Raw genomic sequence first — 17,745 nt, 5'->3', positions numbered from 1 at the left:
GTTGGCGGCAAATACGGTGCGGTTCTCCGTTGCGTGACACCCGCGCATCGGACTCGGGGCTCACGGTCGGTAGGTCACTGCCGTGATGTGGCTGGCATGGCGACTCAACCGGACATCTCTGCTGATCTCGCTGACCACCATCGCGATCCTGATCACCGCAACGGTCACGGCCGGTTCGTACGTTCCACGCTATCCGCAGATATCGTGGTCGTTCCTGCGAATGTGTTCTCGATGGAACGACGTCGGGCCGTGCAGACCGGAGACCGCACTGACCTTGTCTACGTTGTGTGCGCTGCTCCTACCGTTGTTACTCGGGATGTTCGTAGGAGTCCCCGCATTCGCTCGTGAACTGGACGCACGTGCACATGTAGTGGCGCTGACACAGTCCACCAGTCGAATCCAGTGGTATCTCGCGCCCGTCATCGTTGTCTTCCTACCTATCTCGGGTGCCATGACGTGTCTCGGCTTGGCACTGCACTGGGCCACAGACCTGTCGCGAGATTCCTCGAGCGCTGACTACGGACCGTCCGTCAGCTTCTCGTGGTTCGACTTCCCTCACTTCGAAACAGCCGGCGTCGTTCTGGGTGCTTACACGTTGCTGATGCTGCTCGTCGGCAGCACTTTGGCACTGACGTTCCGCAGCGGCGTCATGTCCATGCTCGGTACCCTTTTCATCTTCTTGTTCGTCGTTCCGGTGGCATTCACGTGGATCGCGCGCGAGCACTACGGATCGCCCGCCGTCGACAGCGAGCCGATCAGCGGCCTGTATCGAGAATCGGAATATCCCCCCGATCCGTACTACACCACCGACGGAACGTGGGTGGTCGATGCCGGATACGTCGACAGCAGCGGCGCGACCGTCAGAGCCGAAACAGCTCGTTGCGCGCAGCCGTACCCGGACGGGAATCCACGTGCCGAGGAGACGAACGAAGAGCGTTCGGAGCGGGCTCGACTCGAAAACCTGGACCGTGCGGCACGATTCGACGACTGCCTACGCGACCAAGGCGTCGACCGCTTCGACATTCGCTACTACACCGAAGACGACTTCTGGCGATTCCAAGCAATCGAGACCGGTCTCATGCTCACGTTCGGTCTCGTTGCAAGTGGGGTAGGAATACTCGGGGTCCGGCGACTCACCTGAGAACGGTTGTCAGCCGTTATGTACGAGAATCGACTTGCTCATGTCGTCACAATGGGTGGATGAGCACGAAGAAGCACCCCGGCATCGAATTGCGAATGTTTCACACCGACGACGACGGTGCGCGGCACGAAGTTCCGCTGGAACCGCTGCCTCCGGCATCTCGGGCACCGTCGGCGGCACGTGTCGTAGAGAGTGTCCGAGGAACCGTCGAAGTGTGGCATGACGAAGAAGGCTGGGGTGTGATCGCGTCCGATCGCACTCCAGGTGGATGTTGGCTGCACTACTCGGACATCGAGGGACAGGGATTCAAGACGTTGACCGTCGGACAGAGCGTCGCACTCGAATACGAGGATCTCGGTGCGAAGTACCGTGGCGGAAATCAGGACGGCTACCGCTACCGGGCCACTTCCGCCACCCGCTGAGTTGCTCTTCGGTTCTGAGCGGATGTGACTGTCTCCGAATGCTTCTCGACGAGCGTGCGGGGACGCCACCCGGGATTGCGTCCCCGCGCTCGACTTCACTTCATCGTGCGCGAGAGTTCATATCCTCGCTTGATCAGGACAGACGCGGTGAGCCATCCCAGCACCGCGCAGATCAAGGGAATCCCGATGACGAAGTAGCCCGGCATCTCGACGAAGTTCAGCGATTGTGACCTGCTCCCATCGACAAACGCATACGTCGATCTCGTCGGCACACTGGAGAAGAACACAATCACCAGCGTGGCCAAAAGGCCTATGCCGAAACCGAAGACACTGAGCAGAACCTTCAAGCTGCGCACGGCGTCGACCTCCCTTCGATTCTGTCCGGACCCACTTCCGGTTCCCCCCAAGTGTGCACGGTCAGCACATCCGCGGCTGGAACAGTGCCGTCGGCTTGCGGTACGTGTACCAGATCCGTTCCCCGCAGTAACTTTGGCGGATTACCCAGTCCAAGATCGAATCAGGTTGCACCGCTCAACTTTCGATCGTCACGATCGGCGATGCCTGCTGCACGGTGTACGAGGTCCACGGCAAGGTAGCCAGGACGTCGGGGAGGCCGGGGTAGTCGGAGACCCACGCCGTTGTGGGATCGACGCCTTCGGTACCGCACGATGCCAGCGCGACATAGGTACCGGCCGGGATATCGGTGACGTGTTGGGCGCTGATTCCGACCTGGCCCGCGTCGTCGGTCGAGTACAGCATCTGACCGTTGCCGACGACCTCCCACACCGGTGGTAACACTCCGCCCGGTGCGGGAGCCAACGATGTGCCGCAGGTCAGCTCGCTTCCGGAATTGTTGGTGATCGTGTTGGTCACGGTTGGTCCGTCGACCTCGAGTGCGTTCGTCACGTCTGTCGACTGCGCTGCCGATGCCGTCGCAGGGAACACCAACACTACTGGGGCGCAGAGTAGAGCCCCGAGCAGAATTCGGCTGGTCGATCGCATGGCAATTCTCCTCGTTCGAGCGAACTGTGTCCGGGTTGCCAGTCTGCCTCTGCGGGGTCCGCGTCGATCGACGTCGTCAGCCTGATGATGAAAGCGATCCGCGCAGCTCGCAGGCAACTCGTTCCGCTTCTCGGGACGGCCATCCACCGATGCGGAATCCGGTACATCGGGCGCATGAGAACTCAGCCGTGCCTGCAACCTGGAAAGAGTTCACTCGGATCCCCCAGCGCTCGAACAGGATGTTCACGCCGGCGCGCCGAACGGGAAATGTCGCCGATACCACCGAGTTCTTTCGATCGGGGATGCGAAGTCGTCCATGCGCCCCGGTGATGGATCCGTTCGACCGCGACGTACCTTCTGTCGGTTTCCCGTCTGAAGTTCGGTATGGACCATAGAGCAGTTCGGGCGTCGTCGGCCGCAGGTGGGCGTGGCCACTCGTCAGGTGCACCGATTGGACGGTGTCGAGGTCCAGCAGCACCCACCCCCACCCTCACCTGGTGATTGACATCACACGCGCAGGCGGCTACATTTCAAACTGACATCAGTTCAGTTTGGAACGACGGTTGAGTGACTTCGAGCTTCCGGGTCGAGTCTGCGATCGGATGTCGAACGACTCCACGTCTCCGGTGACTCGCCGAGTCTGCGGAAAGTTACCGACGTGCCCGAAAGGAACGCAGCATGAACAAGTTCAGGACGGCGACAGTTGCCGTGATGGCGACGGCCGCGCTGATAGGCCTCACCGCGTGCGGAGGGTCGTCCTCCTCCGCCTCCGCTCCAGTCGAGGGCGACTGGAATGCTGTGGTTGCTGCCGCGAAGGAGGAGGGCAGCGTGATGCTCTATTCGAGCCAGAAGCCGGCCAATCTCGACGCGCTTACTGCGGCATTCGAGGCGAAGTATCCGGAGATCGACATGGAGTACGTGCGCGGCACCGACTCCGAGATCAATCCCAGGGTCGACACGGAGAACCGAACAGGAGCCGGTATCGCCGACGTCCACATGACCACCGACGCGTCCTGGATCGAGAACGCCGCCGAATCCGGCAAGTTTTCGACCGACCTGGTCGGCCCCGACCTGGACGCGCCTGCATTCGATCCTGCAGACAGTGTCATCAACGACCGGTTCTTCCTTTCCAGTGCAGCGGTGTTCGGACTCGGGTGGAATACCTCAGCGGTACCGGACGGAGTCAGCGCTCCCGAAGATCTGATCGATCCGAGGTTCCAGGGCAAGATCGGCATCGTCAATCCCACCGGATTCGCGTCGTACGTCGACCTCTACAAGTACTACTCCAAGACATTCGGAGCGGACTACTGGAACCAGATCGCCGAGTTGGCACCGCGGGTGTACCCCAGCGCGCTCGCAGTGGCGCAAGCACTGACGTCGGGCGAGGTGACAGTGAGTCCGATGGTTCAGCCGCTCGTCACAGAGGTTGCCGCCGGCGCTCCGGTCGACTGGGTCTTGCCCAGCAAGCCATGGGGAACACCCTGGTACACAGAAGTTCTCAGCGCTTCACAGCACCCCAATGCAGCGCAGGTACTCGCGAACTTCATGGTGACGGCCGAAGGACAGCAAGCACTGAACAGCGGTTATGCGGCCGTTCTGCCGGACATCGAGGGTGCCGTCGCACGCGCTCAGGACATCGCCTCGCCGGACATCGCCGAGCTGACGCCCGAGAAGGTAGAGCAGTACTCGCAGGAGTGGCAGACCTTGTTCCAAGGCTGACTGTCGACAGCTGCAGAAGAACGTCGGCCCTCGCCTCCGCGACCGGACTACGAAACATCATGTGACAGAAGCGAACATCAGTCGACGTACATCGTCTGCGGGTGCGCGTACACCGATGCTCCGAAAGTGAGTATGCAATGACCTCTCGATTCGCGGTCTCCGGACTGACGAAGACCTACGGTACGAACGTCGTCGTAGACAGCCTCGACCTCGAGATCGAGCAGGGCGAGTTTCTGGTCCTGCTCGGACCGAGCGGCTGCGGAAAGACCACGACATTGCGGTGCCTCGCCGGACTGGAAACACCTCAGGGCGGTTCGATCTCGTTCGCGGGTCGGACCGTATTCGATGCGGCATCGAAAGCGCATGTGCCGGCGCACAAGCGAAATATCGGCATGGTGTTCCAGTCCTACGCGCTGTGGCCCCACATGACGGTCGCCGAGAACATCCGGTACCCGTTGAAGGTTCGTAAACTGAAGAAGGCGATTGCAGACGGAGCGGTGGAGACAGCCGCTGACATGGTCGATTGCGGTGCCCTACTCGACCGGTACCCGTCCCAACTCAGCGGCGGCCAGCAGCAACGCGTTGCGGTGGCGCGAGGGCTGGTAGCGCAGCCGGATCTGGTGTTGTTCGACGAGCCGCTGAGCAATCTCGATGCGCGCCTGCGGGATCAGGTTCGTTCTCAGATCCATCAGCTCCATCAACAGCTCGGCTTCACCGCGGTGTTCGTCACCCACGACCAGTCCGAGGCGTTTGCACTCGGCGACCGGCTCGCGATCATGAAAGCCGGAAAGATCGAGCAGTACGACGAGCCCGAGCACGTTTTCGAGAATCCGGCCTCTGAATACGTGGCTGCATTCATCGGGATGGGCAATCGGCTCGAACTCCGCCGTGGCCACGACGGTTGGGTCACCAGCGGCTCGGACGTGATCGACCTGCAGACGGCCACCGTCCGTGAGCGTGCCGACGAGGGCACCCGCGCCGTGGCCAGATTCCGACCGGACGACGTGCTCCTGCACGACAACATCGACCAGGTGCCCGCGGGAAACATAGCTCTGCACGCAGAGCTGGTGACACACGAGTACGGAGGTCGGTACTTCGACGTGGGGGTCAAGACCGGCGACGAACAGCTGACACTACGAGCCGCGGCGGCCGACCACAGCGCGGCGCTCAGACGAAGCCGCCCTGGTCAACCTGTCGTCGTCAGCTTCGCACCCTCGTGTCTGAGGGTGTACCCACTTCCCGACGCGTCCTCCGCCACGAGCTCCGAGCTCGTCGGCTCCGCTGGAAAGACCTCGTGATGGCCACCGCAGTCGACGTCGAACGGCCCCAGACCGCCGAGACGCCCGCCAAGCGCTCACTGACGATTTCGCCGAATTGGCGCGCGCGAATCGGGTACGCCGCCGTCCTCGCCGTGTTGGCCTACCTCGTCGTACTCCCGATGGTGCGTCTGCAGATGCTCGCGTTCGAGGACGGAGCTGCCGGATACCGAAGTCAGTACGGCCGCTTCGACATCGGCGTCACCCTTCGAACCACGGTGGCGTTGGCGCTGGGTTCGTTGGTCATCGCGATGGTCCTGGGAACGCTGCTCGCCTTCGCTGCGAGCAGGCTTCCCGCCAAGCTGGGTTGGCTGCGTGTCATACCCATCCTGCCGATCGTGATGCCGGCGGTGGCGAGCGTGGTGGGGTGGGCATTCCTGCTCTCCCCCGGGCCCGGTTACCTCAATGTGCTCCTTCGACTGCTGCCGTGGTGGAGCGGATCGGACAGTGGCCCGATCGACGTGTACACCGTCCCGTGGATCATCGTTCTCACGGGCTTCGGTCTGACGTCGTTCGTCTACCTGTTCGTCAGTTCCGGCATGCAGAACATCAGCTCCGAGCATCTCGAAGCGGCTCAGGTCAGCGGATCGTCCACCGTAGGAATCTTTTTCAAGATCGTCCTTCCCCTGCTGCGACCGTCCCTCATCTACGGCGGCGGTATCGCGCTGCTCCTCGGTCTGGGACAGTTCACCGGGCCGTTGCTGCTGGGTGCGAACAGCGGCGTCAAAGTACTCACGACCGAAATGTATCGCCGGGTGTCGGAGTCCCCATCGGACTTCGCTGCGGCGGCCGCGGCCGGATCTCCGCTGGTGATCTTCGGACTCGTCCTGGTGTTGGCGCAGAAAGCACTGCTGGGCAATCAGACTCGCTTCGTCACCCACGGCGGTAAGGCGTTCGCACCATCCACGGGGAAAGCCACCTGGGCCACAGTCACCATCGTCGTGTTCGCGCTCTTCGCCTTGGTCATCCCGCTACTGGGCCTGGTCATCGTGTCGCTGACACCCTATTGGTCGGGATCGTTGTCGTGGAGTCTGTTGACGCTGGACAACTTTCGCGCGCTCCTGGACACCACTGCTGTGGTCGAGTCGGTCCTGACCAGTGTGCTGACGTCACTGGGCGCGGTCGCCATCTGCATTCCGCTCGGCTACCTCATGGCGAACCTACTCGTCCGAGGCCGGCGGTTCAGAATTCTCGCGCTCATCGCAGACCTCATGTCGGCGCTGCCGCTGGGCATACCGGCCGTGATTTTCGGCGTCGGATTCTTGCTCACGTACACCGAGCCGCCCTTGATCCTCTACGGCACCAGAACGGTGATCATCCTCGTCTACATCGTGCTGATGCTGCCGTTCTCGACCAGGATGCAGATGACGGCAATGCTGTCGCTCGGCAACACGTACACGGAGGCATCGGCCACCAGCGGTGCATCCCCGTTCGTGACGAATCTTCGAATCATGTTGCCGCTCATGCGTCCGACGATTCTCAGTGCCGTTGCATTGATGTTCATTCTGCTCACCCACGAGTTCGCCGCGTCACTGCTGGTGCGAGCGTCGACCACCCAGGTGATGGGCACGCTGCTGTTCGACATGTGGCAGAACGGCTCGTACCCGCTCGTCGCGGCGATGGCACTGCTGATGACAGGCGTGACCACTATCGGTGTCGCCGCGGCCATGCTCGTCGGCGGACGCAACGTGCTGAGCAAGCTGTGACGGGCGTGCAGTCCCGGCTTCAGGACAAAGTCGTTCTGGTCACCGGGGCAACCGGAGGGATCGGTACCGCGATCGTCGAGCGGCTGGCCTCGGAAGGCGCGGTGCTCGTGGTGACCGACGTCGACGGGGCCGCGTGCGCAGCACTCGTGGCGGACCAGGTCGACAGCGAACGCCATCTCTCGATCGACCTCGACATCACCCGAGAAGATCAGTGGCACAACGCTGTCGAGGCCGTGGCCGCACGGTACGGCCGGCTCGACGCCGTGGTGAACAACGGTGCCATCGGCAGCCTCGGGACCGTCGTCGACGAGGATCTCGACCGGTACAACCGAGTCGTCGAAGTCAGTCAGACCGGGACGTGGCTCGGAATGAAGCATGCAGGCGCGTACGTCGAGAGATCGGGCGGAGGTTCCGTCGTCAACATCTGCTCCATCCTCGGCAGCGTCGGCGGCCTCGGTAACAGCTTCGCCTACGCTGCGGCCAAAGGCGCTGTGCGCACGATGACCAAGAACGCTGCCCTGCACTGGGCCACCAAAGGTGTCCGCGTCAACTCAATCCACCCCGGCTTCATCGGCACCACGCAGCTTCTCGAACGCTACGAGGGGTCGGACCGGCACACCGCCATGATCGCCCACACCCCGATGGGACGACTGGGAACCGCGTCCGAAGTAGCTGCTGCCGTTGCCTTTCTGGCCGGGGACGACTCCACGTTCGTCACCGGAACCGAGCTGTACGTCGACGGTGGCTGGACCTGCGACTGACCGGTCGGGCAGGGCTGTCGGCCAGATCCCTCAGCAGGTGGTGAAGAAGTCCACCCCGTCGGAGGTCTGCGCCGACAGTCTGCCGCGCTGGACCAGAACGTCCAGATGCGCAAGCGTCTCGCAGGTCGCCACCATCTGGTTGAAGCTGTCCAGGGTGGCGAAGGATCGATCGTGTCGGGTCCACGTCAGGCCGGCCGCCACGTCCACCCCGGTTGCGCGAGCAGCAGATTCGACAACGCTTTCGGTAGCGGCGAGGCGGCGATCGTGGTGTTCGAGCAACTGCCGGCAACGCTCGTGCACGCCCGCACCCGGATGGCCGTGCGACGGCAACATCGTCCGGTCGGGTTCGTCGAGCATCACGGTCAGAGACGTCAGGTACTTGGCCAGCGGGAGATCCCACTCGCCGAGCTCGAACCCGATCGACGGCGTGATCGTGGGCAGAACGTGATCTCCGGTGTAGCACAGGTTCTGGTTGGTATCGTGAAACACCATGTGTCCCTTCGTGTGTCCGGGAGTGTGTGCAGCCACTACCGCATGGCCGGGAATGTCGAGGGGACCGGGTTGCAACCACGAGTCCGGTAGCTCCCAGTCCGCGGCGTCGAAGGGTTCGGCCTTCCCGCTCTCCGCTGCGATGCGAGCGATCGCGAACGCGCCCGCGCGCTCGAGTTCACGAATCGAGCTGACCGGAACGTTGCTGCGCAATCGACCGATCGCTTCGATGCCCGGTGCCTCGGCGGCACCGAGATGCACCCGGGTCCCGTATCGACGACGCAGCTCGACGGCGAACGTGTAGTGATCACGATGCACGTGAGTGACGTACACGTCGTGAATCTCCGACGGTCGACGCCCGATGCGACGCAACGCGTCGACGAGCTCGTCGTGCGTGGATGCCCGGTGCCAGCCGCCGTCGATCAACGCAAGTCCCGTGTGAGTCTCCAACACATAGACATTGATCGCACGCAGACCGTCCTGAGGCATCTGCAGAGGGACGCGATGAACGCCGTCTGCCACTGCGAAACAGCCCGGGTCGGCCCACGACGACGTCATCCCGCGTCGCTCGCGAGGGGCACCATCGTCTTCTCGTCGCCGTACCACATCATCCGTCTGCCACCCATGGTCCCGACGTGGTCGACGGCGGCCTTCCACTCGTCACTGGCCAGGGCCGCTTCGAGTGCGTCGCGCGACTCGAAGCTGAGCACCGACAAGCCGTCCCACCCTTGGGATTTGCTGCCGAATGCTTCGAGTAATTCGGTGTGCTGCCAGCGGAGCAAGCCGGGCAGGGGATACGTGACGTCGGCGTGCTCGCCGCGCCACCACGTGATGAACTGCTCGTGGGTCCACTCTTCCGGACGGGCGGCGACGAGTACCAGGTTGTACACATTTCCTCCTAAGTGAATTCTGTTCAGTTTCAATGACCGCTGAGAGCCGGTACAGACCCCGCTCGCGGACGCTACTTGCGTACGACGCGGATGGCCGCGTCCGTGACCACGTCGGTGATCTCGTCGATCGTCAGACGGCCGTCGGGGCGATACCACCGCCATACGCTGACCACCAGAGCGAGGACCAAACGCGCTGACATCGTCGGATTCGACTCCGCGAACTGGCCCGCCTCGATCCCGCGCCCGATCAGTGCGGTCCAGTTCTCCTCGATGCGCTGGACAAGCGCACGGCACTCGACTCGTTCGGCCTCCTCCTTCGCAGACTGGCGTTCGGTCGCCAGGAGGTCCATGTGGTTGTGCAGTATGCGACGGGCCAAAGCGTCCTGAGGCGATGCGGCCAACGATGCAGCTATGGCCGCGCGAAGTGCGTCCTCGGCATGCGTAATTCCCTCGGTCGCGGCTACGAAGCGGGCAGCGGAGTCTTCGAGTTCGATGCGCATGATGGTCAACAAGCAATGAGCTTTGGACTCGAAGTAGTGGTAAAGAGCGGTCTGACCTATACCGACTTCGTCGGCGATGGACGCCCATTTGGTGTGCTCGTACCCCACTTTGCCGAAGTGGTCGATCGCCGCGGACAGAATCCGTGTTCGCTTGGACCGCGGGCTCTCGCGTCGAACGTCGGTTCCTACGGTCATGATTGCCCCTACTGGTAGAACGTATGCAGCCTCGGTCGGAGTTTACATTTTTCGATGTGAATTCGAGTCAGTTACGGCCGCAAGCTGCCTGGCCAGCGCCGTCGCATCGGGACGGGACAGTTTTCCGACGCGATTCTGCGGTAAGTCGTCGACGGTGAAGACGAATTCCGGCCACTTCGACTTGGGAAAGTCGTCCTTGGCCAACTGCGCGGTGACGTCCTCGAGTCCGAGCGGCTCACCACCGGTCACCACGAGCGCTGCTGCACGCTCCCCCAGCAGGTCGTCCGGTACCGGTACGACACAGACCTGCACCACGGACTGCAACGAGGCAATGGCCGACTCGACCTCGTTGATGTCGATGTTGCGTCCACCGCGAATGATGATCTGTTTCTGCCGACCCATGACGCGAATCGAGCCGTCCGATGCGACCTCCACCAGATCACCCGTCGGAAGGAAACCGTCGGGCGTCAACTCGGGCGGCACCGGAGTCCCGGCTCGGGCGTACCCGACGAACAGTGACGGGCCTTTGACCTGCGCCGCACCGATGTCGTCTTTTGGGAGCGGATGGCCGTTCGAGTCGACGGCCCGCACAGTGGTACCGGGAAACGGCCGACCGTCGCGTCCGAGGCGGATCGACACCGGGTCGTCGAGCGCAGGTGTCGTGTGGCCCAAGCACTCCGACATTCCGAACACTCGGAGGAATGTGGTGTGCAACCACTGTTCGGCCTTGGCGAGGGCGCGCTCGTTCATCGGTCCGCCGCCGATCGTCATTGCGCGCATCGTGTCCAATGCTCCCTCGGAGTTCGGGGCGACCGAGAGCTGCAGCGCCATGGTCGGAACCAACATCGTCCAGGCAATCCGGTGTTCCTGCGCCGCCTGCAGGGCCGCCTCCGGGGACCACTTCCCGATGGCGACCATCGGACCTCCCAGCAGCGCAGGCAGATACATTCCGAAGCAGAATGCGGCAACCGACGACAGCGGAACGAAGGCACCGATCGCCTCGCCCGGACGGAGGCCGACGGCATCGATGGTGGATCGAGACGCATATCTGATCGCGTCCTCGGATTGCACCACGCACTTGGGCCGGCCGGTCGAGCCAGAGGTCATCGCAATCGCATCGCCTCCGTTCCATCGCGCCACAGAAGCGAACGCACCACTCGTCGCCCGCACCCGGTACGAGCCGAAGGCGGGCTTACCCACCGGAAATTGCTTGTCGGGCACACCCCAATGACGAAGGGCCTCGGGCGTTCCCACAACGACGTCCGGTCGAATGTCCTCGAGGGCCAGCGCGAACTCCGACTCCGTTGCGTGCGGGCTGACCACCGCGACCACACCGCCGGCGAGACCGACACCGAGGGCAGCCGCCACGGTGCACCAGGTGTTGTCGGCCTGAATCACCACGGTCGGTGGGCTGGGGTCGATACCGCCGAACACGTCGGCAAGGGATGTTGCCGCCTCGACCACGGTTCGGATCGTGTGGCTGCCGTCCTCGTCGACGACTGCGATGGCATCGGGGGTCTGTTCGGCGCGAATGACCATCTCGCGGGCAAGCCGTTTCACTGGTGTGACTCTTTCCTGGTACGTGATGCACTCATGTCGAGAACTGCACGGCCGGTGACATTTCCATTCCGCAACCGGTCGTATGCAGAGATCGCCTCGGTGAACGGCAAGGTGGTTATTTCAGCGCGCAGCAGGCCGTCCTGAGCAAGTGCGACAACGGCTTCGAGATCGGCACGCGTACCCCAGAACGGTGCATCCACCGTCCATCCTGCGGCCAGACCGACATCCTTCCCGACTGTAAGTCGGCCGCCGGCACTGCCTACCACCACGACAGAACCCCCGGACCGGAGCAGGGCGGTCGCCGGGGCGGTCGTGGTCGGCGCACCGACGAAGTCGAGGACGAGGTCCGCACCGTCCAGCGTCGTGAGACGTTGCGTCGCAGCGGAAACGGAGTCGTAGAACTCGTGCCCTCCCGAGGACTCGGCCAGGGCAGCGGCGTCGGCCTTGGAGTCGATCGCGATGATGTGCGGCACGCCCATGGTGCGCAGGATCTGCAGGGCAAGGTGGCCGAGACCGCCGACTCCGATCACGACCACGTTGCTTCGGTCATCGATCACAGCGGAGTTGGTGCGAATGGCGTGATACGCGGTCAGTGCCGCGTCCGCCAGGGGCGCGGCACCGAGAGGATCGAGATCCCCGATCGGAACGAGTGCGCGCTCGGACGGCACCAACATCAGCTCTGCGATGCCGCCCGGGTACCCCAGACCGTTTCCGATCGGGGCCAGCCGACCGTCGGGACGCCGAGCGAGGCTGCGACAGTAGTTCTCTCTGCCCCGCAGACAGTTCGGGCACGTTCCGCAGCTCCAGATTCCGTGTACGACCACGGCGCGACCTATCCAGGAAGTATCTGCGGACGGTCCCGCCGAGACGACGGTCCCGGCCACTTCGTGCCCCAGCGTCAGCGGCAGGTCGTAGTCGAAAGTGTCTGCGCTCGAGTTCATCACGTGCAGATCGGATCCGCACAGTCCGGCTGCGTCCACCTGGATCAGAAGTTCGTGCCCGGTCGGCACCGGGTCCGGCACCTCCCGGAACTCCGGTGCGCTCCCCCACTGAAGGACCTGCACGGCCAACATCAGCGAGCAGTCCATCCGCCGTCGACCACCAGGGTCTGACCGGTCATGTAGGAGCTGGCGTCCGAGGCCAGAAACAGCACGGCACCGTCGATCTCGCCGTCGACGCCGCCGCGTCCGAGCATGGTGTTCCGCCGCACCCACCCTGCGGACTTGTCGTTGGTGAAAAGGCCATCTGTCATCTCGGTATCGAACCATCCGGGCACCACGGCGTTGACGCGAATGCCTCGTCGACCCCACTGACCGGCCAGTTCACGAGTGAGGCCGAGCGTGCCTGCCTTCGACGCCGCGTAACTGGCACCGCCGATCGGCGCAGTGGACACCAGCCCGATCACCGAGGAGATGTTGATGATCGACGCTGTTGCCTCACTCTGCATCCTGCCGACCGCATACGTGGTCAGATGGAACCCGGCGATCAGGTTGACGTCGAGGATGGACTGGAAACCGTCCAGCGTCTCGTCCTCGGCGTTGGGCGGACCCGGCTTGCCCGCGTTGTTGATCACGACGTCGAGCCGACCGTGTTCGTCGAAGCATTTATCGACGAGAGCTCGCCGGTCGCTGTCGTCGGTGACGTCGCACCGAACGGGCACGATGGCCGGGATCTCGGTCGCCAGCGCTTCGAGCCGGTCGAGCCGTCGCGCGGCGGCGTACACCGTGGCACCTGCCGCGGCGAGAGCCCGCGCGAAACCGAGGCCGAGCCCCGACGAGGCACCGGTGACCACAGCGACGCGACCGGTCAGGGAGAACATGTCCTGAGTCATGTGTCCACTTCCAAACTGATTGTCGGACAATACGAGTGATCGGTCAGTAGACGGAAGTGCGGCCGCCGTCGACCGGGATGATCGCGCCCGTCGTGTACCCGGCGTCGTCGGAGGCGAGATGAGTGATCAAGCCGGCGAGCTCCTCCGGCCGCCCCAGCCGCCCGGCCGGTAGCCGGTCGACGATCTTGCCGATGAACACCTCGTCCCAGCTCTCCGCCATATCGGTAGCGAAACCGCCGGGCATCACACAGTTGACGCGCACCGTGGGCGCGTACGCCTGGGCGAACGCTCGGGTCAACGCGTTGAGACCGTTCTTGGCTGCTGCGTACATCGCCTCGGGTGGGCTGGGTCGCTCGGCACCGATACTGGAGATGTTGATGATGGACCCACCCCCCGCGGCCGCCATGCGGTCCCCGGCCACGGCCATCAGCCGAAAGGGTCCCTTGAGATTGACCTCGATCGTCTTGTCCCACAGCCCCTCTGTCACCGACACCAGGTTTTCGGCCAGCGGCGCGATTCCAGCGTTGTTGACGACGATGTCCAGGCTCCCGAAACGAGAAATGATGTCGTCTACGGCCGGTTCGATGCTGTCCCAGTGTCCGACGTGCAACGCGTACGGATGGGCGCTGCCCGGGCCCGCGTCACCCAGGCTCGAGACTGCACTCTCGCAGGCGTCGAGCTTGCGGCTCGACACGATGACGGTCGCACCTGCGTCCTTCAGACCGCGTGCAATGGCCAGACCCAGCCCACGGCTGGCTCCTGTCACCAGCGCGACCTTGCCGTCCAATTTCGGTGTACTCATGTGTACCTCTTGACCTCGAGTCGGGCGATGGTCCGCAGATGGACCTCGTTGGGGCCGTCGGCAATCTGCAGAGCTCGGGTGATGGCGTAGAGCCGAGCGAGAATGGTGTCGTTGCTGACTCCGGCCGCGCCGTAAGTCTGCACACCTCGGTCGACGACCTTGTGGGCCACCTCCATCGCAGCCACCTTGATGGCCGCCACTTCCGAACGAGCCGAGGCATTTCCGGCGGTATCCATCAACCAGGCCGACTTCAACACCAACAACCGGATCTGGTCGATCTCCATGCGGCTGCGGGCAATCCACTCACGCACCACACCTTGATCGGACAACGGTCCGCCGAATGCCTGCCGAACGAGCGAGCGCCGACACATCATTTCCAGTGCGCGCTCGGCCATGCCGATCGCCCGCATGGCGTAGTGCATGCGGCCGGGCCCGAGTCGCCCCTGGGCGATGGCGAATCCGTCGCCCTCCTCACCCAGCATGTTGGCGGCCGGCACGCGCACGTCGGTGAACTGAACTTCGCCGTGGCCCAGACGATCCTGGAACCCGAACATGGGCAGGTCGCGCACCACCTCTACGCCGGGGGCGTCGGCCGGAACCAGAATCATGCTCTGCCGGCGGTAGGTGGAACTGTCCGGATCCGACTTCCCCATGAAGATCATGAGCTTGCAGTCGGGATCGAGAACGCCCGAGGTGTACCACTTTCGGCCGTTGACGACGTACTCGTCCCCGTCACGAGTGATGGTCGAGGTGATGTTGGTGGCGTCCGAGCTGGCGACATCGGGTTCGGTCATGGCGAAGGCGGAGCGAATGGTGCAGTCCAACAGCGGCTTCAGCCATTGCTCCTTCTGCTCCTCCGTGCCGTACATGGCCAGAATTTCCATGTTGCCGGTATCGGGTGCGGAGCAGTTGATCGCCTCGTTCCCGATGATGGAACGGCCGACGATCTCGGCCAGCGGCGCATATTCGAGATTGGTCAGTCCCGCACCGAGGTCGTCGTGGGTCATGAACAGGTTCCACAGCCCCAGATCACGAGCGCGTGCCTGCAGATCCCGCATGATCTGCGGTTGCTCGTGCGGATTGTCGTTCGCGGCGATCTGAGCGTCGTAGACACTCTCGGCCGGATAGACGTGGTCGTTCATGAATGACTCGAGCGTGGCCGACAATTCGGCCGTCCGCTGTGAGTAGGAAAAGTCCACTTCCGTGTGCTCCTGTCGAGTGATGGTGCGTCAGCGCGCGAGCAATGCGGTACCGGTGTCGATCAACCTCCGGATGGTCGCGGGCAGCTTTTCCTGATCCGGGTCGATGTGGCGCCCCTCGCGATGCCGACGCAGATTGTGGCCCATGATCGCCGCCATCTTGAGCCGTCCCAAGGCGTCGAACCACGTCATGTCCGGCAGCGCCGGGCCGCTCCCGGTGTAGCAGGAGATCAGTTCGTCGGTACTGGGCAGACCCGGCACGTCGCGGCCCACGCCGGGAAAGTTGGTGCCGTCGGCGAATACGAGAAACCATCCCAATTCGACGCGTGGATCACCTGCGCTCCAGATCTCCCAGTCGATCAGAGCCGCCGGCTCGAGACCGTCGGAGATGATGTTTCCCAACCGGTAGTCCCCGTGGACGAGTGTGGGTGTGATCGCCGCTGGAATATCTCGGCGGAGCAATCGAACCAACTCGTCGGCACCCTCCACGAGTTCCACCGGAACCGCGGCGAGCGTCTTGGACCACCGATCCAATTCGTCTGCCGGCGAGAGGATGTCGCCTGTATCGGGTATGTCCGCGAGCGGCACGGCATGCAACGCCGGCAGCACCTCTGCGGCTCGCCGCATACGCGCGGCCGCGACACTCGGTTCCACCTCGGGGTCGTCGAGTACCGGTTCGAGCGATTCACCGACGACGAGTTCCATGGCGAACCACGCCGGTTCCTGCTCGTCGACCGCCACGATTGCCGGTACCGGCACCGCTGTATCCGCCAACGCCCGCAGAATCGAGGCCTGCCGGAGCATGTCGTGCCGCCCGACCGAGCGCTGCCCTTCCGGGACCGCCTTGACGACGAAGTCGCCGCCGGAGGTTCCCACCCGATAGGTCAATCCGGAATGGCCACCGAGGAGCGGTTCGAATGTGCCGACGGTGACGCCGAGCTCGGCGTCCAGGGCGGCGGACACGCGTGCGCGCAGGGAGGATTCGGTCATGGTCGTGGCTCTCTCGGCAGACCGAGCACGCGCTCGGCGATGATGTTGTGCTGAATCTCGTCGGTACCACCGGCAATTCGATATCCCGGGGCACCGAGTAAATGCTCGGACCACGCGAACGTGCCCCACCGTCCCGAGTCCGACGTCAGTTCTCGCCCGAGCAGCAAGCGCGCGACTTCGGAGGTCCTGGCCATCGTGTCGGTGGCCAGTAGCTTCCCCAGCGACGCTTCCGGACCTGGATCGTTGCCGGCGATGACAGCGCCGGCCACTCTCATGTTGCCGATTCGCTGAACGAAACTCCGTGTCACCAGATCGGCGACGGCATCACGCTCGATCTCGGTCAGCTCGCGGCCGAGGTTCTGAGCAAGGGCCACAGCGCGATCCGCGTTCGCCAGACCGAGGTTACCGCCGTCCAGGCGTTCGGCCGCAAGCACTGTCAGGGCAACCTGCCAGCCCTTCCCCACCGGGCCAAGCCGAAGGTCGTCGCTCAGGTGCACCCCGTCGAGGTACACCTCGTTGAAGGAGCTGCCCCCGGTCATCTGCCGAATGGGACGTACGTCGACCCCCGGCGCGTCCATCGGTACGAGGAACATGGTCAGACCCGCGTGCTTGGCGACGGTGGAGTCGGTGCGGCACAGGGCGACTCCGTAGTGTGCGACCCGCGCCCCCGACGTCCACACCTTGTGCCCGTCGATCGTCCACGAACCGTCCTCGGCCTGGGTTGCGCGTGTCCGAACCGCAGCCAGGTCCGACCCGGCCTCGGTCTCGGAGAACAACTGACAGGCGATGACGTCGGCCCGCAGCATCGCGCGGACGAACCTGTCCCGTTGCTCCTCGGTTCCCCACTGCGCAATGGTGGGTGCAACCAACTGTTGAGTGACAGAGAACATCTCGGTCCTCTTGGGCACGTCGAACGTATCCTCGACGCGCCGGAAGGCGAGTACGTACGACAGCGGTAGGTCGCGGCCACCGTACTCGACCGGGGAATTCAACGCGCCCCACCCCGCATCGAACTTCGCCTGCTCGTACGCGGCGATCTCGTCGGTGTGCGCCTGCTCTTCCTCCGCAGTCCAATTCTCGAAGACGGCAACCGTATCCGGCCCGTCGCCCCACACGGAGTCGGTACGGGGCGCGGCCACGGTTGTCAGCCACGCTGTTGCCTGCTCGCCGAACTCGGCGATGTCCGGAATCGTTGGTTGTGTCACTGCATTACCTCTGGTTC

General features: G+C 63.7%; 18 protein-coding genes. 6 read left to right on the top strand and 12 right to left on the bottom strand.

The genetic code is table 11. The annotated features are described in order from the left end of the window. Positions 1-82 precede the first annotated feature (82 nt). Both CH275_RS13600 and CH275_RS13595 read left to right on the top strand, forming a co-directional pair. Positions 83-1,141 carry a hypothetical protein gene (locus CH275_RS13600; RefSeq protein ID WP_143546774.1) on the top strand — a complete coding sequence of 353 codons (1,059 nt, stop codon included), beginning with the start codon at positions 83-85 and terminating at the stop codon, positions 1,139-1,141. A gap of 59 nt (positions 1,142-1,200) precedes the next feature. Then, positions 1,201-1,563 (top strand): cold shock domain-containing protein, encoded by a 363-nt coding sequence (locus CH275_RS13595; protein ID WP_256991011.1) that lies wholly within the window; start codon positions 1,201-1,203, stop codon positions 1,561-1,563. Positions 1,564-1,658: 95 nt separating this feature from the next. Here CH275_RS13595 and CH275_RS13590 read toward each other — a convergent pair whose 3' ends face one another. After that, complete coding sequence (locus CH275_RS13590) at positions 1,659-1,919, bottom strand: hypothetical protein (protein ID WP_094678902.1); 261 nt, start codon at positions 1,917-1,919, stop codon at positions 1,659-1,661. Positions 1,920-2,094: 175 nt separating this feature from the next. Next, positions 2,095-2,565 (bottom strand): hypothetical protein, encoded by a 471-nt coding sequence (locus CH275_RS13585; RefSeq protein WP_094678901.1) that lies wholly within the window; start codon positions 2,563-2,565, stop codon positions 2,095-2,097. A 678-nt stretch (positions 2,566-3,243) separates the two neighbouring features. On the opposite strand from CH275_RS13585, the gene CH275_RS13580 reads away from it, so the two are divergent. The 4 genes from CH275_RS13580 to CH275_RS13565 all read left to right on the top strand — a co-directional run bounded on the left by CH275_RS13580 (position 3,244) and on the right by CH275_RS13565 (position 8,067). Further along, on the top strand, positions 3,244-4,284 hold the full coding sequence (locus CH275_RS13580) for an ABC transporter substrate-binding protein (RefSeq protein WP_094678900.1): 1,041 nt from the start codon (positions 3,244-3,246) through the stop codon (positions 4,282-4,284). A gap of 137 nt (positions 4,285-4,421) precedes the next feature. Continuing rightward, on the top strand, positions 4,422-5,582 hold the full coding sequence (locus CH275_RS13575; RefSeq protein ID WP_094678899.1) for an ABC transporter ATP-binding protein: 1,161 nt from the start codon (positions 4,422-4,424) through the stop codon (positions 5,580-5,582). After that, positions 5,582-7,306, top strand: coding sequence for an ABC transporter permease (locus CH275_RS13570; protein WP_094678898.1), 1,725 nt, complete (start codon positions 5,582-5,584; stop codon positions 7,304-7,306). Before CH275_RS13575 ends, CH275_RS13570 begins: the two co-directional genes overlap by 1 nt. After that, positions 7,303-8,067, top strand: a complete 765-nt coding sequence (locus CH275_RS13565) for an SDR family NAD(P)-dependent oxidoreductase (RefSeq protein ID WP_218828788.1) — start codon at positions 7,303-7,305, stop codon at positions 8,065-8,067. Before CH275_RS13570 ends, CH275_RS13565 begins: the two co-directional genes overlap by 4 nt. 30 nt (positions 8,068-8,097) lie before the next feature. Here the strand turns inward: CH275_RS13565 and CH275_RS13560 are convergent, their stop codons facing one another. The 10 genes from CH275_RS13560 to CH275_RS13515 form a co-directional block, all read right to left on the bottom strand. Then, a complete protein-coding gene (locus CH275_RS13560) occupies positions 8,098-9,114 on the bottom strand; it encodes an MBL fold metallo-hydrolase (protein WP_094678897.1) in 1,017 nt (338 codons plus the stop codon). Then, entirely contained in the window at positions 9,111-9,446 is a 336-nt protein-coding gene (locus tag CH275_RS13555; protein WP_032386456.1) for an EthD family reductase, read from the bottom strand. Before CH275_RS13555 ends, CH275_RS13560 begins: the two co-directional genes overlap by 4 nt. 71 nt (positions 9,447-9,517) lie before the next feature. Next, the gene (locus tag CH275_RS13550; protein ID WP_094678896.1) at positions 9,518-10,141 is read right to left on the bottom strand and encodes a TetR/AcrR family transcriptional regulator; all 624 of its coding nucleotides are present in this window, start codon (positions 10,139-10,141) and stop codon (positions 9,518-9,520) included. A 42-nt stretch (positions 10,142-10,183) separates the two neighbouring features. After that, the gene (locus CH275_RS13545; RefSeq protein ID WP_094678895.1) at positions 10,184-11,701 is read right to left on the bottom strand and encodes a class I adenylate-forming enzyme family protein; all 1,518 of its coding nucleotides are present in this window, start codon (positions 11,699-11,701) and stop codon (positions 10,184-10,186) included. Next, positions 11,698-12,774 (bottom strand): alcohol dehydrogenase catalytic domain-containing protein, encoded by a 1,077-nt coding sequence (locus CH275_RS13540; RefSeq protein ID WP_094679244.1) that lies wholly within the window; start codon positions 12,772-12,774, stop codon positions 11,698-11,700. The genes CH275_RS13545 and CH275_RS13540 overlap by 4 nt, the downstream gene beginning before the upstream one ends. Beyond that, complete coding sequence (locus CH275_RS13535) at positions 12,774-13,532, bottom strand: SDR family NAD(P)-dependent oxidoreductase (protein WP_094678893.1); 759 nt, start codon at positions 13,530-13,532, stop codon at positions 12,774-12,776. Before CH275_RS13535 ends, CH275_RS13540 begins: the two co-directional genes overlap by 1 nt. Before the next feature lie 43 nt (positions 13,533-13,575). Then, positions 13,576-14,334: an SDR family NAD(P)-dependent oxidoreductase gene (locus CH275_RS13530; RefSeq protein ID WP_094678891.1), complete on the bottom strand. Its 759-nt coding sequence runs from the start codon at positions 14,332-14,334 to the stop codon at positions 13,576-13,578. Continuing rightward, entirely contained in the window at positions 14,331-15,533 is a 1,203-nt protein-coding gene (locus CH275_RS13525; RefSeq protein WP_094678889.1) for an acyl-CoA dehydrogenase family protein, read from the bottom strand. Before CH275_RS13525 ends, CH275_RS13530 begins: the two co-directional genes overlap by 4 nt. A 30-nt stretch (positions 15,534-15,563) precedes the next feature. Continuing rightward, positions 15,564-16,523: a phosphotransferase family protein gene (locus tag CH275_RS13520; RefSeq protein WP_094678887.1), complete on the bottom strand. Its 960-nt coding sequence runs from the start codon at positions 16,521-16,523 to the stop codon at positions 15,564-15,566. Continuing rightward, positions 16,520-17,728: an acyl-CoA dehydrogenase family protein gene (locus tag CH275_RS13515; RefSeq protein WP_256991010.1), complete on the bottom strand. Its 1,209-nt coding sequence runs from the start codon at positions 17,726-17,728 to the stop codon at positions 16,520-16,522. The genes CH275_RS13520 and CH275_RS13515 overlap by 4 nt, the downstream gene beginning before the upstream one ends. Between the last annotated feature and the right edge of the window lie 17 nt (positions 17,729-17,745).

The organism is Rhodococcus sp. 06-235-1A (genome assembly GCF_002258785.1).
Taxonomy (GTDB): Bacteria; Actinomycetota; Actinomycetes; order Mycobacteriales; family Mycobacteriaceae; genus Rhodococcoides.
Note: the sequence above shows the minus strand (reverse complement) of the source record. Positions and strands in the feature narration are given on the sequence as shown.